Annotated in this window: 13 protein-coding genes and 1 tRNA gene; 1 reads left to right on the top strand and 13 read right to left on the bottom strand. The window is 62.3% G+C overall.

The annotated features are described in order from the left end of the window. Window position 1: 1 nt before the first annotated feature. From IPK70_01170 to IPK70_01150, 5 genes are read right to left on the bottom strand one after another with little or no spacing between them, the layout of a single operon-like run. Window positions 2-517 (bottom strand): hypothetical protein, encoded by a 516-nt coding sequence (locus tag IPK70_01170; GenBank protein ID MBK8225768.1) that lies wholly within the window; start codon window positions 515-517, stop codon window positions 2-4. Between the two features lie 3 nt (window positions 518-520). Then, window positions 521-928 carry a DoxX family protein gene (locus IPK70_01165; GenBank protein ID MBK8225767.1) on the bottom strand — a complete coding sequence of 136 codons (408 nt, stop codon included), beginning with the start codon at window positions 926-928 and terminating at the stop codon, window positions 521-523. An 8-nt stretch (window positions 929-936) separates the two neighbouring features. Then, complete coding sequence (locus IPK70_01160; GenBank protein MBK8225766.1) at window positions 937-1,401, bottom strand: YHS domain protein; 465 nt, start codon at window positions 1,399-1,401, stop codon at window positions 937-939. Window positions 1,402-1,453: 52 nt separating this feature from the next. Next, the gene (locus IPK70_01155) at window positions 1,454-2,449 is read right to left on the bottom strand and encodes an NAD(P)H-dependent glycerol-3-phosphate dehydrogenase (protein ID MBK8225765.1); all 996 of its coding nucleotides are present in this window, start codon (window positions 2,447-2,449) and stop codon (window positions 1,454-1,456) included. Continuing rightward, window positions 2,449-4,116, bottom strand: coding sequence for a M28 family peptidase (locus IPK70_01150; GenBank protein ID MBK8225764.1), 1,668 nt, complete (start codon window positions 4,114-4,116; stop codon window positions 2,449-2,451). Before IPK70_01150 ends, IPK70_01155 begins: the two co-directional genes overlap by 1 nt. A 69-nt stretch (window positions 4,117-4,185) precedes the next feature. Here IPK70_01150 and IPK70_01145 point away from each other — a divergent pair, with 69 nt between their 5' ends. Then, window positions 4,186-4,413, top strand: coding sequence for a DUF1232 domain-containing protein (locus tag IPK70_01145; GenBank protein ID MBK8225763.1), 228 nt, complete (start codon window positions 4,186-4,188; stop codon window positions 4,411-4,413). Between the two features lie 55 nt (window positions 4,414-4,468). Here IPK70_01145 and IPK70_01140 read toward each other — a convergent pair whose 3' ends face one another. The 8 genes from IPK70_01140 to IPK70_01105 all read right to left on the bottom strand — a co-directional run bounded on the left by IPK70_01140 (window position 4,469) and on the right by IPK70_01105 (window position 14,504). Continuing rightward, the gene (locus tag IPK70_01140) at window positions 4,469-6,667 is read right to left on the bottom strand and encodes a S9 family peptidase (GenBank protein ID MBK8225762.1); all 2,199 of its coding nucleotides are present in this window, start codon (window positions 6,665-6,667) and stop codon (window positions 4,469-4,471) included. Window positions 6,668-6,698: 31 nt separating this feature from the next. After that, window positions 6,699-7,406, bottom strand: a complete 708-nt coding sequence (locus tag IPK70_01135; GenBank protein ID MBK8225761.1) for a recombination protein O N-terminal domain-containing protein — start codon at window positions 7,404-7,406, stop codon at window positions 6,699-6,701. 15 nt (window positions 7,407-7,421) lie between these two features. After that, a complete protein-coding gene (locus tag IPK70_01130) occupies window positions 7,422-9,782 on the bottom strand; it encodes a hypothetical protein (GenBank protein ID MBK8225760.1) in 2,361 nt (786 codons plus the stop codon). Window positions 9,783-9,881: 99 nt separating this feature from the next. Next, a tRNA-Cys gene (locus tag IPK70_01125) sits at window positions 9,882-9,955 on the bottom strand. A gap of 94 nt (window positions 9,956-10,049) precedes the next feature. Continuing rightward, window positions 10,050-10,397, bottom strand: coding sequence for a dihydroneopterin aldolase (gene folB / locus IPK70_01120; protein MBK8225759.1), 348 nt, complete (start codon window positions 10,395-10,397; stop codon window positions 10,050-10,052). Beyond that, the gene (locus IPK70_01115) at window positions 10,388-11,929 is read right to left on the bottom strand and encodes a glutamate--tRNA ligase (GenBank protein ID MBK8225758.1); all 1,542 of its coding nucleotides are present in this window, start codon (window positions 11,927-11,929) and stop codon (window positions 10,388-10,390) included. Before IPK70_01115 ends, folB begins: the two co-directional genes overlap by 10 nt. Before the next feature lie 52 nt (window positions 11,930-11,981). Continuing rightward, window positions 11,982-14,102, bottom strand: coding sequence for a T9SS type A sorting domain-containing protein (locus tag IPK70_01110; GenBank protein MBK8225757.1), 2,121 nt, complete (start codon window positions 14,100-14,102; stop codon window positions 11,982-11,984). A 75-nt stretch (window positions 14,103-14,177) separates the two neighbouring features. Beyond that, window positions 14,178-14,504 (bottom strand): N-acetyltransferase, encoded by a 327-nt coding sequence (locus tag IPK70_01105; protein MBK8225756.1) that lies wholly within the window; start codon window positions 14,502-14,504, stop codon window positions 14,178-14,180. Between the last annotated feature and the right edge of the window lie 75 nt (window positions 14,505-14,579).

Here is a 14,579-nt window from a genome sequence, read left to right as displayed (position 1 = left end):
ATCACATGGCCGCTGTCGCCTGGGCTTGATGATTGCGCGTGGAGGCCGCAACACCCAAGTGCCCCGGGAATTGCACATGCGGAAGCTCTTGCTCGAGCGCGATGCGGACCATGGCAAGGTGATGGACGCTGTGATCGGCCAGGTAGGCGAGTTCGCGCGCCAAAGTGGTGCGTTGCTCAGTGAGCACTTCATCCCCGGGGAGCGAGCTGGCCATGATCAGTTCACGATCACTGATCTCATCGGCGAGCAAGCCATTGCATAACGATGCGCACGCACGCGCGGCGATCACGCTCTCCTCGATCACAGGGTCGCGGCGGCGCCGATCGTAGCTGAAGCGGTGCTCATCGTCCCGCGTCAGAAGGCAGGTGTAGAACTCGAGGATGTGGCGGAAATGCCCGCCGATGCTGCTGCCGAAAAGGATGGCACGGGGCGCTGCAAGGTCGTCGTCGGACAATTGGAGGAGCAGGGCGTCGATGCGCTCAAGGAGCTCTTGGTTGTACGCTAGGATCAATCGCATGGGTCAGGCGCCAGCGGGTTTCGATCGGCCCGATAACCGGCGCACGAAGTTCATGCCGCGCTCGCGATCCCGCATCAGCACCCATGAGCTGGCCACGGCAACGGTAACGGCCAGCGCGAACAGCGTACCGCCATCACCCATGACCTCGATGCCGAGGATGGTGAGGTGGCCCAGAATGGCCCCGGCCATGGTGCCCAGCGCCAACAGGGCGCCCATCCACGCCGTGGTGCGCATGATCAGCAGGGCGGCGGCGATGAGCTCGATCACGCCCGATCCGATGCGGCCCACCGGCTCGGCACCCAGCTTCTCGAAGATCCAAACGGATTCGGCAGCGCCTGTGAATTTGAAGAAGAGCGTCTGCAGCAGGATGACGGCTGCGATGATGTCGGGGAGTCGGCGGAGATGCTGCATGGTGCTGTTCAGGGTTTATGGTCGTGCGCGGCCCAGTTACGGTCGGCCTTCGCGCGCAATCGCGGCTCATCTTGGTTCCAGCTCGTGAGCGTGTTGTTGAAGAAGGCGTTGTAGAAGAGGTAGAGCTTGCCCTCTTTCACTTTGAAGGTCTCAGGGTCCACTTCCACCTTCTTCCCGCTATCGCCCATGGCAAAGGCGCACCAGCCGCCGTATTGCGGCAGATAGCGACCCGGGTCCCGCCGGAAGAGATCGCGATGGGCAGTGCTGCTGAAGAGGAATGTGGCGCCCTTGTGGGCCAGCGCGACCTGCGGGCTGCCTTTCACGGCCTTGTTCCGGGTGAAGTAGGCCACGGGGTCATAGCCTTCGACCCAGAGGCCCTTCTCGTTCACGTTGAATAGGGGGAGTAAGTCTTGGGCACGCAGCGCGGGCGGGCAGGACAACAGGGCGAGGAAGAGCAATGGCAGGGCACGCATCGGATCCGGTTTCGGCTGATGGTCACATCGGCCGATGAATCCTGACACCAGTCTAGGCCAGCCGCTCGCTCAGCAGCCGCATCTCCATCATGGGCGCCATCTTCTCATAGAGCATGCGATAAGTGGCCTCGGTGATGGGCATGTCCACCTTCAGCTTCTCGTTGATGGCGTGCACGCACTTCACGGCGTAGTAGCCCTCGGCCACCATGTTCATCTCCAGTTGCGCGGCCCGCACGCTGTACCCTTTGCCCAGCATGTTGCCGAATTCGCGGTTGCGGCTGAACGTGCTGTAGGCTGTCACCAGCAGGTCGCCGAGATAGGCGGGCTCGTTGATGTCGCGTGCGATGGGGTGCGCGGCCTTCACGAAGCGGTCGATCTCCTGGATGGCGCGGCTCACGAGCACCGCGCGGAAGTTGTCGCCATAGCCCAAGCCCACGCTGATGCCGGCGCATACCGCGATCACGTTCTTGAGGATGGCCGCGTATTCAGTGCCATAGATGTCGTCGCTGACCGTGGTCTTCATGAAGCGGCCGTTGAGCGCATCGCCCATGGTCTTCGCCTTGGCTGCGTCCTGGCAGGCGATGGTGAGGTAGCTGAGGCGCTCCATGGCCACTTCCTCCGCGTGGCACGGACCGCAGATCACGCCAAAGTCACGCTCGGCGACCCCCCAGTGCTGGAAGAGATACTCTCCTACGATCTGGTTCGTCTCCGGCACGATGCCCTTCACCGCGCTGAAGATCATCTTGCCCTGCAGTTCGGTCGGGTCGAGCTGATCCATGGTGGCCTTGAGGAAGGCGCTCGGCACGGCGATCACGAGCACATCGGCGTCCTTCAGGACCGAATGGATGTCGGCGCTCATCGCTAAGCGCGACACGTCGAACTGCGCAGCGCTGATGTAATCCGGATTGTGCCCGTACCTAGTGATGTGCGCGATGGTCTCCGAACGCCGCACCCACCAGCCAACACGCTCTGAATTGCTGCTGAGCAGCTTCACCAAGGCCGTGCCCCAGCTGCCGGCGCCGATCACGGTGATGCGCTGAGCTGCCATCAGAATGTCACATCGGTTTCAACCTCCTTGCCGGCGCGCAGCACCTTCACCTTGGCCGTATCGCCCTTGTTGAACTGCGCAAGGGCTTTCATGTAGCCCATCATGTCGGCCACGTCCATCGCGCCGAGCTTCACCACCACATCGCCCACCTTCAGGCCGGCATTCGCAGCGGGCTTGCCTTCGGTGATGCCATCGATGCGCATGCCTTTGCCATCGTAGAGGTAGTCGGGCACCACGCCCAAGGTGACCTTGAAGCGCGGGGTCTCCTCGGTGCTCACGTCCTCGGTCTTGGTGAAAGGAAGCTTGCCATCGTCGTTCAGCGTGGCGATGAGCGACTCGATATGGCGCGCCACCCGCAGCATGCCATCATAGTTGATCTTCTCCTCGTCGTCGGTGGGCTTGTGGTAATCAGCGTGCGTGCCGGTGAAGAAGTGGATGGCAGGCACGCCCTGCAGGTAGAAGCTGGTGTGGTCGCTCGGTCCGATGCCGCTGGTGGTGGTCTTCACGTTCAGGTCGCCGACCAGATTGCGATTCACTTCATCCCAAGCGGGCGAGGTGCCTACGCCATTGATGCCGATGGCTCCTGCGCTGTCGAGACGGCCCACCATGTCGAGGTTGATCATGTAGTTGAGCTCGGTGATCGGCACTGTCGGGTTCTTGGTCCAGTAGTTCGATCCGTACAGCCCCTTCTCTTCACCGCTGAAGGCGATGAAGAGATAATCGTTCGCGCGGGTGTGGTCGTATTCGGCGAGGTCGCGAGCCAGCTGGAGCATCACCGCGATGCCGCTGGCATTGTCATCGGCGCCGTTGTGGATGGCGCGTTCGCCGCGGTGGAGCGAGCCCTCATCGCCCCAGCCCAAATGGTCCAGGTGCGCGCCGATCACCACCACGTTGGGCGCGCCGTTGTCGATCATGCCCACCACGTTGAAGGCTGTCCGCTCCTCGCGCACGATGTCCACGCGTACCGCGCATGGGTTGTTGTCGATCACGAGCTGCTCGTGAAGGTCTCCCTTGAGGAAGATCACCGGGATGCCGATGGGCTTCACCTTGGCGCTGAGCCTGTCTTCGGGCGAGGGTGCCGTAGGGTCGTCATTGTAGAAGAGCACGGCTGCTGCCCCGCGTTCGGCAGCGCGCTGGGCCCGCGCCTGCAGGTCGTGGTGCGCGAGGTACTTGCTGTGCGGATGGATGCCATCGGGCGAGCTCACGCTGAAGGCCACCACCCGTTCCTTCAGGTCGAGGGTGTCGGGATAGTCCGAATAGTTGAGTTCCGGAGCCACGATTCCGTAGCCGAGCTTGAGGATTTTACCGCGCGCGCCCATGGATCCGGAGAAGCCCAAGGGGAACCACTGCTCATCGGGCTTTGGTTTCTTACGGCCTAGCTGCAACGTGCAGTTGGCGCCGCGCTGCGGCTCAGCGGCGAATTTGAAGGCCTGCGTGTATCCAGCATTATCGCCGTACGGCATCAGGCCCACGTTGCCGAATTTGGCCTTGACGTAATCCACTGCGAGCTGCTCTCCCTTGGTTCCGGCCTCGCGGCCTTCGAGCAGGTCGCTGGCGAGGTACTGCACATCGAAGCGCATCTGATCGAGCGCTTCAGCATCAGACAACAATTGCCCGAAGGCATGGGCCGGGAAGGCCAAGAGGATTGAAAGTACCAGGTTGCGCATCGGCGGCCGAAGTTACCGTCGATACCTTCGACGGCATTTCCCGCGTTCTTCCCGGAAACGCAAGGACCCATGAAGAGCCTGCTCATCGCCATCGCCGGCATCCTGTCTTTCATCTACCTGCTGAACCCAACGCTCGGCGTGTTCGAGTTCGTTCCGGACAACATCCCGCTGCTGGGCAACGTGGACGATGCCACCGCCGCCATGGTGCTCTTGGGCGCGCTGCGCTACTTCGGCTGGGACCTGACGGATGTTTTCGTGCGCCATCGCGCCATCGACTTCGGCGCGAAGGGCAACTAGAACGGGTCACGGGAATTGCCCTTCGGGCATCGCCTGGGCTTGGGGGGGGCTGGAGCTAGCCTGCAAGTCCCGCCTGCTGCAGGAAGAAGGCATAGATCAGGGCGACCTCTTTCAGCATCTCGAAGCGGCCTGATGCGCCGCCGTGACCGGCTTCCATGTTGGTGAAGAGCAGGATCGGCGCATCGGACTGCTGATGCTCCCGCAGGCGCTGCACCCATTTGGCCGGCTCCCAGTATTGCACCTGGCTGTCGTGGAACCCTGTGGTGACGAGCATGGCGGGATAGTTCGCGTCCTTCACATTGTCGTAAGGCGAGTATGAAAGCATGCGGTCGTACGCCTCTTTCTCCTTGGGGTCTCCCCATTCATCGAATTCGCCCGTGGTGAGCGGGATGCTCTCGTCGAGCATGGTGGTCACCACATCCACGAAGGGCACCTCGGCGCAGGCCGCCTTCCAGCGGTCGGGGCGCATGTTCACCACGGCTCCCACAAGCAGTCCGCCCGCGCTGCCGCCAAGGCAGAAGATGCGCTTGGGGTCGGCGTATTTCATTTTCTCCAGGTGATCCGCACAGTCGATGAAGTCGGTGAAGGTGTTCACCTTGTGCTCCATCTTGCCGTTGTCGTACCAATCACGGCCCATCTCCTCGCCGCCCCGGATGTGCGCGATGGCGTAGACGAAGCCGCGATCGAGCAGGCTGAGGCGCGCGCTGCTGAAGGAGGGGTCGATGCTGTTGCCGTAGCTGCCATAGCCGTATAAGAGCAACGGCGCTGTTCCATCGATGCGCGCACCCTTGCGGTAAACGATGCTCACCGGCACTTGAGCGCCGTCACGCGCCGTGGCCCAGATGCGCTCACTTGCGTAATCGCTGCTCTTGAATGCGCCGATCACCTCCTGCTGCTTGAGCAGCACCGACGTGTTGGCATCCAGGTCGTGCTCGAATACGCTGTTCGGCGTGGTGAGCGATGTATAGCCGTAGCGGAGCTTCCGCGAATCCCATTCCGGGTTGGTGCCGGTGTAGGCTACGTAGGCCGGGTCATTGAATCCGATCTCGTGCTCACGGCCATCGCTAAGCCGGCGCACGCGCAGATGGGTGAGGCCTTCGCGGCGTTCGCTGAATACAAGGTGCTCGCGGAAGACCTCCACGTCCTCCAGCAGCACGTCTTCGCGATGGGCCAGCACCTCCTTCCACTTGCGCTTGTCCTGCGTATCGGCCTCCGTGCATTCCATCAAGCGGAAATTGAGCGCATTCCAATTGGTGACGATGTACCATTTCCCTGGTTTGCCGGCCGCAGGCGGCACATGCATCACGCTGTGCTCGTGCTCTTCTTCGCGCTGGAGGAACACTCGGAAGCCTCCCATCGGCTCGTCAACGGGCAGGTAACGATGCTCGCTGCTGAGGGTGCTCTCGCTCACGATCATCACGAACCGGTCGCTGCGGCTGCGGTAAACATCGCAGCTGAATCCAGGGTCCTTCTCCTCGAACACCACCTGGTCCGCCTCGGTCGGCGTGCCCAGCACATGGCGGCAGATCCGGTAGCTGCGCAGCGTGTTGTCCTTGCGTGCGTAGAACACTGTGCGCTCATCAGCAAAAGCGCAGCTCCCCGCAGTGGCCGGAATCACATCGGGCAGATCAGTGCCGGTCGCGATATCGCGGAACCGGATGTCGTAGAGCCTTCGCCCAACACGGTCCGTGCTGTATGCCGCGATGCCATTGCCGGGACTGATCTCGAAGTCGCCCAGATCGAAATAAGCGCTGCCTTCGGCCAGCTTCGTCTCATCGAGCAGCACCTGCCACTCCGCATCGCCCTCTTCGGGCCAACGGTCGCTCACTGCCCGAGCGCGCAGGTGCACGCCGTATTCCTGGCCCGCATCGAACCGCTGCCGGTACCAGAAGCCGTGCTCGCGGTAGGGCACGCTCATGTCCGTTTCCTTGATGCGCGCCTTCATCTCCGCGAAGAGCGATTCGCGCAACGCCTTCACGGGAGCGAGCATCGCTTCCGTGTAGGCGTTCTCGGCGTTGAGGTGGTCGATCACCGCGCGAGAGATCGAATCCGGTTCGGCAGCGCTGCGCTGCTCCTCGGTTAGGCGCATCCAGTGATACTCGTCTACGCGTGCATGGCCATGCGCGGTGATGGTGTGCGGGCGCTTCGCCGCAACAGGGGGCGCAATGGAGGTGTCGATCATCGGTTCAGGTGCGTTGGAGCATGCCGCCGCGGCAACCGCAACAGCCAGGGGGAAAAGTGGGCGGCTCGTCATAAGGGGTTGCTGCGGAGGCCGAATGTACCCGCTAGCCGAGCACGGCACGCAGTACCGCCGGCGACCGCATGGCGCCCATGGCCTCCAGGTGCAGCCGGTAATAGAGCAGGAGGTGGTCGAGCAGCTCGTTGCGTTGCGCGGAGGTGGCCACGATGGCCGGTGCCGCGTTGAGCTCCGTTCGAATGAGTTCCGAAAGCGCAGTGCTCAACGGAGGGGCCAGCAAGTGGCCGTGACGGGCTCCTGCCGGAACGAAGCGCCCCTCTTGCAAATCGAAGTGGTCGAGGCCTGCATCCGGCAGCTCTGGCCTAAAGCCCAGTGGGCCGGAGAGGCGCATGAGCGCTTGATGCGGAAGCCATCGGGGATCGCCCTGTGAATCGATGGCCTCAATGATCTCTTCCACGGCTTCATGCAGCTCCTCGTCAGCGCTTTCGGCCCGCAGCACCCGGTAGAACAGCTCTTGCGCGAAGAGCGCCACCGCGCCGCGAACGGGATCGAACGCGATGCGCAGGAAGGGCCGGGTCACGCGCACGGAGCGTGCGGAGTGCAGTTCGCGGTCGGGCCGCTCGTCCGCGATTACCTCGATGCGGCTCAACGGCTGCAGCGCGGCCTGTTGCCCCTTAGCGCCCAGGCGCACCAGATAGGAGCGCGCACCTGCATGTCGGGTCCAAGCCTTCAGCACCACGCTCCGGTCGCCGTGCGCGATGGCGCGCAGAACGATGGCTTCAGCGGTGATGAGCATGCGCGCGGACTGGGGTCAGCGCGCCACCAGCACTTTGGTGTTGCACTTGAAACTTCCATCCGGATCACTCGCGAAGATCAAGTACACGCCGGTGGCAACACGATTGCCGCTCAAATCGCTCGCGTTCCAGATGGCCTGGCCGCCGAGCGAGGTTGTCTTGAACACGAGGTTGCCGCTGGCGTCGGTGATGCGCACCTCGCTATCTCGGGCAAGGCCGGTGATGGCCACCGGGCCAGCATGGCCTTCCGGGACGGGATTCGGGAAGACCTTCGCGCAAGTGGCGCTCTCCGCAGGGTCAATGGCATCGCTGCGGTAGCTCACGATGCCGCGATCGGTAGCGATGAACACCTCGCCAGAAGCCCCATCGAGGGCGACCGCGTTGATGGTGTTGCTCAGCAATGGACTGTTCTCGGCGGTGAAGTGCGCGATCTGCTCGCGCCCATCGGCGCTGATCAGGAACACCCCGCCGGTCTGGGTGCCCACCCATTTGCGGTTGGCGCCATCAACGGTGATGGCGCTGATGAACTCGGTTTCCAGGAGTATCTGCACATTGCCATCCTGTTCGATCAGGATCTGCTGTGCATCGGTAGGGCTGCTGGTGAATAGGTCGCTCGGGTTGTAGAACACGGCCAAGCCCTTGTTGGTGCCCACCCAGACCTGTCCCTCAAGGTCCTCGGCGATGGAGAGCACATCGATGGAAGGCAATCCGCCAGAGCCCTCGACGGTGGTGATCAGCTTGTACTGGTCGTCACCGGGCTCTGCCAGCGTTCCGTTGTCGTTGAAGACAAGCAGGCCGGTTGCCCGCGGCCTGATGAGCCACTTATAGCCGTTGCTCGCTGCTATGATGTCGCCCAAGAGCCCATTGCCTCCCAACAAGGCTCCGGGGCTGTAGCTGTACCATTGACCACTGCGCGTGCGCACGCTGATCGGTGCCGCTGCGTGCGCATTCGAGGCCCACAGGTTTCCTTGCGCGTCGAAGTCGAGGCCAGCGACGTTCACTTTGCCGCCGCCATCGTTGGTCGCCAGCCCAAGGCTGCTGTTGTTCTGATTGTATAGCGCAACGGCTTCACGGTCCCGGAACTCCACGATTCCGTCATCCCAGCAGCCCACATAGGCAAGCGCTGGGTCAATCGGGTCCACCGCCACAGAGACCGGATCGTTCAGGGATTGCCCGAACTCATTCCCTCCTGTTTGGAATATCGCGCTGTTGTTGCGGTCCGTGGTGCGCCATTGCTCTTCTCCGAAGTGGTGCACGCCATCCTTCAGGAAGGCATTGCCCCAGTTGCCCGTTACGGACCCTGTGGCCACATAAACGCGCCCTCCTCCAGCTGCCATTCGGTACGCATTGGCCGTTAGCGGGCCATTGGGCCTTACGGGTACGCCTTCGTTCAAGCCCGCTATCCGCACCAGCCCTTGGTCACGGTCAGCGATCCACACGGTGCCATCGAGCGCCTGGAGCATGCGCGCTGGCGTGCAGTACTGCCCGCCCGATCCGTACGAAAAGGTGGCATTATCCACTTCTAGCGCTGCGTTGAACTGCACCAGGTCATAATCGCGCGCGAAGAGCAGGAACTGGCCGTTCTCCGATACGCGGGTCTCCACATTGAAGGTGCCGCGGCCTGGTCCGAATTGCTCCCACGTGTTATCCGCGCGCAGGATCAGCAAGGTGTCGTTGTTGCTGTTGGGCTTGTCGTAGTTCACGAACAGCATTCCCTGATAGGACACTGCCTGATTGAAAGGCCCGTTGGCCATGAGGCTGCCCATGTCAGCCCGGCGGCGCCAATTCGTGAAGGCCGCGAGATTAGAGGCGTTCCGCGAGGCCACGAATAGGCCCGAGGTGGTAGCCGCATAGATCGAATCGTTGTGCAGGGCGATCTGCCGCACGCGCACCTGCGCGCCATCGGGCCCGATGAGCCAGGTCTCCTTCACCTCCCGGCGCGCGAGGTCCACTACCACAATGCCGAAACCGCAGGAGAGGTAGGCCGTGGCGCCATCCACAAGGATCCGATAGATTGCCTTGTCGCCCAATACAGAGCTGCGGCGGATGTCGCTCATGTTGAAGCTGCGGTCGCCCTGCACCAGGTCGAGGTTGCCGTTGCCGTAATGCACCAGCAGCATGCCCAGCTGCTGGCACCACGCCAGCCCTCGGATATCCACATCATTGAGCAGGTTCACTTTGCTCAGGCGACGGGTCTCGCCGGTTGCTGGGCCGTAATGGAACACGGCATTGGCGGTAGCGCAATACACGCCGCCGTCGCCCTCCACCACGTCGATCATGCGCTGCCATGGCAGATGCTCTCTCCAAGCACCGATCGGGATCTGCGCTTGAGCGACGATGGCCACGAAGAGGAATAAGCTGGTGCAGAGTCGTGTCATTGTAATCCGTGTGCTTGCCCACAACGCAGGTTACGGGCGATCGGTATGGGCCAAGGTAGAACCTCTTAGCGCGAAGCCCCGCCGCAAGGCAGGGCTTCTTGGAGGTCACGAGCGGAGTCGAACCGCTGTAGCAGCTTTTGCAGAGCTGTGCCTAGCCACTCGGCCACGTGACCCTGAACGGCGGGCGAAGATAGGCGGGGAATGCAGGTTGGGAATATCGAGCGGATGGTTGTTGTCCTCGTTTGCTCCGTAACGATTGAACCCGGCTCAGGCCTCGGCCACGTAGGCCGCTTCTGCTACATCGCCATTCACTGGGGGCCGCTCCTTGACCACACGCACCACGAAGCGCGCAGACGGCCATTCCTTCTTCAAGGCTTCCGCGATACGTCGCGCCACGTGCTCGATCAATCGGCTGCGCTCGGCCATCTGTTCCAGGACAATGGCCGTCACACGGCCATAATCCACGGTGTCAGCAAGCTTGTCCGACTGTTCCGCGCCGCTGAAATCCCCTTGCGCCGAGACATCCACGCGGTAGTGCCCGCCGATGCGCTCCTCTTCCGGCAAGCAACCATGGAAGGCGAAGGCCCGGATGCCATTCACCTCGATCAGGCCCATGAACGGCAAAGGTCAAGGCCTGCGTTCAGGCGGACGATCACTTCCTCTCGGCCCAGAAGCGCGCTGACATCGAACATGCCCGGCCCTTGCATCCGACCTGCCACGAAGAGCCGGTACAACGGCATCACTTGCCCGACCTTCATGCCGGTTTCCGACAGGACACGGTTGAACGCCGCCTCGAATGCAGGAGCCTTGCTCTCAGTGAGCGCACGGAGCGCGGTGATGTATGCTTCCAGTGCCGGAGCGGCTTCGGGCTTCCATCGCTTGCGCAGTTCCTCGATCGCCGCATCGTTGCCTTTCAGCGGCGAGCCTTCAACGAAGAGATAAGCGCCCTCGAGCATGTCGTCAACGAATGTGGCCCGCTCCTTCAGCAGCGCGACGGCTGCATTGGCGCGCCCCTCGCTTGCTTCTATTCCGCGCTCCTTCAGCTTCACTCGCAGTTGTGCGCCCAAGTCCCCATCGGGGCGCATGCGGAGGTATTGCTGGTTGAACCACTTGGTCTTCTCGGGATCGAATCGGGCGCCGCCTTTGTGAACGCGGGACAGGTCGAAGCGCGCGATCATCTCCTTGCGATCCATGATCTCCACGTCGCCGCCGGGATTCCAGCCGAGCAGCGCGAGCATGTTGATGAAGGCATCGGGGAAGTAGCCCTTCTCGCGATAGCCGCTGCTCTTCTCGCCGCTCACGGGGTCCGTCCAGTCCAACGAGAATACCGGGAAACCCAGTCGGTCACCGTCGCGCTTGCTCAGTTTCCCGTTGCCGTCGGGCCTCAGGATCAACGGCAGGTGCGCGAAATCGGGGCGGTCCCATCCGAAGGCTTCATAGATGAGCACATGCAACGGCGCGCTGGGCAGCCATTCCTCGCCACGGATCACGTGGGTGATGCGCATCAGGTGGTCATCGACGATGTTAGCCAAGTGGTAGGTGGGCATCCCGTCACTCTTGAAGAGCACCTTATCGTCGATGTTGCTGCTGTGCACCACCACCCAACCACGGATGAGGTCCTCGAAGCGCACCTCTTCGTGGCGCGGCACTTTCAGGCGCACCACGAACTGGTCGCCCCGCGCAAGTCGTTCCTTCACCTCGTCGGCACTCAGCGTAAGCGAGTTCTTCATGTGCTCACGCGTCACGGCATTGTAGGCCGGCGCCGCCACGCCCGCGGCCTGCAGCCGCGCGCGCATGGCATCGAGTTCTTCCGGGGTATCAAAGGCGTAGTAGGCCTTGTCCTTCGCGATCAGCTCATCAGCGTAATTCTTGTATAGCGCCTTGCGCTCGCTCTGGCGATAGGGGCCGTCAGGGCCGCCCGACCAAGGGCTCTCATCGGGCATCAGGCCGCACCATTCGAGGCTCTCCTTGATGTACTCCTCCGCGCCGGGAACGTAGCGGGCCTGATCGGTATCCTCGATGCGCAGCAGGAATTGGCCCCCGTGCTTCTTGGCGAATAGGTAATTGTAAAGCGCGGTGCGAACGCCCCCCATATGCAGGGGGCCTGTAGGGCTAGGCGCGAAGCGGACGCGGACGGACATGTTCAGCAGGTGTCATTCCCCGCAAACCGGCAGGGGCGCGCGAAAGTAGCTGGGGCGTCTAGCGTTGGATCACCATGCGCTGCTCCCGGCGCTCTCCAGCAGCCGTGATCCGCAGGATGTAGCTGCCCGGAGCCGCATCGGTGCTCAACCAGGCGGATTGATTGCGCGATAACTGCAGCCCGTCCCTATGGACCAGGCGGCCGCTCACGTCCAAGAGCTCGACCAGTACCCGGCCTTCAGCGCCTGCAGCAATGAAGAACGCTCCGGAGTTCGGGTTGGGATGAACCCTGAGGCTGTTGGCCGTGTTCAGCCCGAGTCCATCGCATACATCAACCAAGAACTGCGCTCCGGCCGCATCGAGATCGGCACAGAGCGAATTGCTGCTTATGAAGTCCAGCACTTCAGCCGCCGTAGTCTCGCCCGGTACGATGAATCCGGGGTCGAATGTGAGGGGGTCGAAAACAAAGCTGTGGATGGCATACTCACCGACCTCCATGACCATGAATGCGGGGTCAACGCCTGCGTCGAGTATCAAGAGGCTCGATCCTTGGGTGAGCACGAACACCTGAACGAAGCCGTCCGGCACCACGGCATCACCATTCGGGCTGGTGAGCAGGCTGGCCTCTCCATCCACAAGGCATATCACGGCGCCGGGCCCATTGGTGGTTCCTGCTTCGGCATCGCACGGATCGGCGCATTCCACAACGGTGTATGCCGCGCCCATAACATCGAGGCTCGCGCAAACAATGCCGCCGCCTTGGATCAACAGGCCGTTCACATCAACTCCTGTTGTAACGCCGAACTCGATGCTGCCCAGATCGAGCGTGGCCGGGTCGTATACCAGCGTGTGTATGGTGTGCAGTCCAGTTGCAGTTGCATTGAAGACGGGGAGAGGTCCTGCATCGATGATGGTGAGGCCTGCGCCCTGCGTGAGCACATAGAGGACCTCGTAACCATCGGGCACCACGGCATCTCCGCCGGGAATGCCGATCAGCTCCACGCTTCCGCCCGGCACCAAGCAGGGGATGAAATCGACACCGCCAAGCGTGCCCGCGAAGGCTATGCAGCAGTATGATTCACCGACGAGGAAAATGGGAGGGTCTGAGGTGAGTGTAGCGCAAGCGCCCTGCTGGTCGATTTCGGCCTGAAGGTTTCCAAGCGTCAGCGGGCCGCCGAACACAAGGAACCCCAGGTCCAATGTGGCGGGGTCGTAAACAAGGCAGTCGATTGTGTACAGCATCTCGGATGTCACCACTGCCATTGGTTGCGCCATGGTGTCCTCAATGAATTCGGTCAATCCGCTCGCGAGTATGTACAACACCTCAAAGCCGGGCGGCACTACGGCATCGCCATTGGGCGTTGCGGTTAGAACGGTGCCGTTCGTATCAAGGCAAAACTGCCCGCCACCGGAGAGCGTTCCGGAGAAGGCCGTGCATCCACCCGAGCAATCCTCCACCACGATATCGATGCTCAGGCTGTCCGTTGCAGCGGCGATCGCAGCACCATCCTGTGCGCTCACCACGTACTTCACCGAGTGCGTGCCAACGCCTGCAAGGCTCGGGTCGAAGAATCCGCCGGATACCCCTGGGCCGGAGAATGCCCCGCCGGGCGTTCCCAAGGGGACCAGCGCGAACGGCTCATCCGTGTGGCAGAGCGGCTCGCCCGGTCCGGCGAATGCGGGATCGGGAAGGATGGTGATCAGGGTTGGGAAGCCTACTTCATTGCCATTCTGTGCAATGGGGCCGAAACCTCCGCAGGTGAGCGAGAACGGCCAGGCATTCACGTTCACCACAAGATCAACGGACGCCTCGAAGACGCCTGCGTCCGTGGGTACGCCGGCGAGTGCGCCACAGCCATTCGCGGGGGGCGTGTAAGACGCCTGGTTCGTGGTGCCCGTGAGCCCGCCCGGCAATTGCGTGAACGCCACGCTGGTGATCTGCGTGATTCGTATGGAAACGCCGGTAAGTGTAGGATCGAAGAGCGTCGCCGGCGTGCATTCGTTGGTGACATGGAATGATATGGCATCGCTGTATGGCTCACCCACGCGGCCATCGATGAAGGTGGCCGAACAAAGACCGCCCCAGGCCGGCAACTGGCTCAGGCAATCGACCGGAGCGCATTGGCCGAATGCGTTCGGGGCAATGGCAATGGCGAGAATCGCAGCGTAACGAAGACTCATGCGGAAAGGTGTTGGGTCGTGCGTTGGCAATGGCCAGGCTCGACAAGTATAGGGCGGCCCCGAAAAGCGCCTCCGTCAGACCTGCACCCCTTTCAAGAGGAGCCGCTTCCACGCGGTGTGCTTGCGCAAGTAGGCCTTGATGGCCGGCGCTGTCGGGATGAGCTTCAGCCGGTTCTCCTCCACCCACATCAACGTCTTTTCCATGACCACGTCGCCTACGCCGAGCTCTGCCACTTGCCTTGGAACATCCAGCGTTCCGAGGAAGATGCGATCGCCATCACGGTCATATTCCATGCGCGCACGGTGCTCGCCCACGCGAAGCACGAATTGCCGTGAATCTGGCTCGTCGATCAATGGCTGGGCCATCAGGTCGATCACATCCGTGGTTGGCTTGCGCGTCATGGGTGGTTGGGAGCGCGAAATTAGCATCCACAGCGGTGCGGAGGAGCGCCGGGCTCAACTCGCACCTGCGCAGGG

The sequence above is a fragment of the Flavobacteriales bacterium genome (genome assembly GCA_016712535.1).
Taxonomy (GTDB): Bacteria; Bacteroidota; Bacteroidia; order Flavobacteriales_F; family PHOS-HE28; genus PHOS-HE28.
Note: the sequence above shows the minus strand (reverse complement) of the source record. Positions and strands in the feature narration are given on the sequence as shown.

Bases quoted from the DNA above. Each gene is read 5' to 3' on its own strand.
- IPK70_01170 (MBK8225768.1), bottom strand. From the start codon at position 517: ATGCGATTGATCCTAGCGTACAACCAAGAGCTCCTTGAGCGCATCGAC.
- IPK70_01165 (MBK8225767.1), bottom strand. From the start codon at position 928: ATGCAGCATCTCCGCCGACTCCCCGACATCATCGCAGCCGTCATCCTG.
- IPK70_01160 (MBK8225766.1), bottom strand. From the start codon at position 1,401: ATGCGTGCCCTGCCATTGCTCTTCCTCGCCCTGTTGTCCTGCCCGCCC.
- IPK70_01155 (MBK8225765.1), bottom strand. From the start codon at position 2,449: ATGGCAGCTCAGCGCATCACCGTGATCGGCGCCGGCAGCTGGGGCACG.
- IPK70_01150 (MBK8225764.1), bottom strand. From the start codon at position 4,116: ATGCGCAACCTGGTACTTTCAATCCTCTTGGCCTTCCCGGCCCATGCC.
- IPK70_01145 (MBK8225763.1), top strand. From the start codon at position 4,186: ATGAAGAGCCTGCTCATCGCCATCGCCGGCATCCTGTCTTTCATCTAC.
- IPK70_01140 (MBK8225762.1), bottom strand. From the start codon at position 6,667: ATGACGAGCCGCCCACTTTTCCCCCTGGCTGTTGCGGTTGCCGCGGCG.
- IPK70_01135 (MBK8225761.1), bottom strand. From the start codon at position 7,406: ATGCTCATCACCGCTGAAGCCATCGTTCTGCGCGCCATCGCGCACGGC.
- IPK70_01130 (MBK8225760.1), bottom strand. From the start codon at position 9,782: ATGACACGACTCTGCACCAGCTTATTCCTCTTCGTGGCCATCGTCGCT.
- folB (MBK8225759.1), bottom strand. From the start codon at position 10,397: ATGGGCCTGATCGAGGTGAATGGCATCCGGGCCTTCGCCTTCCATGGT.
- IPK70_01110 (MBK8225757.1), bottom strand. From the start codon at position 14,102: ATGAGTCTTCGTTACGCTGCGATTCTCGCCATTGCCATTGCCCCGAAC.
- IPK70_01105 (MBK8225756.1), bottom strand. From the start codon at position 14,504: ATGACGCGCAAGCCAACCACGGATGTGATCGACCTGATGGCCCAGCCA.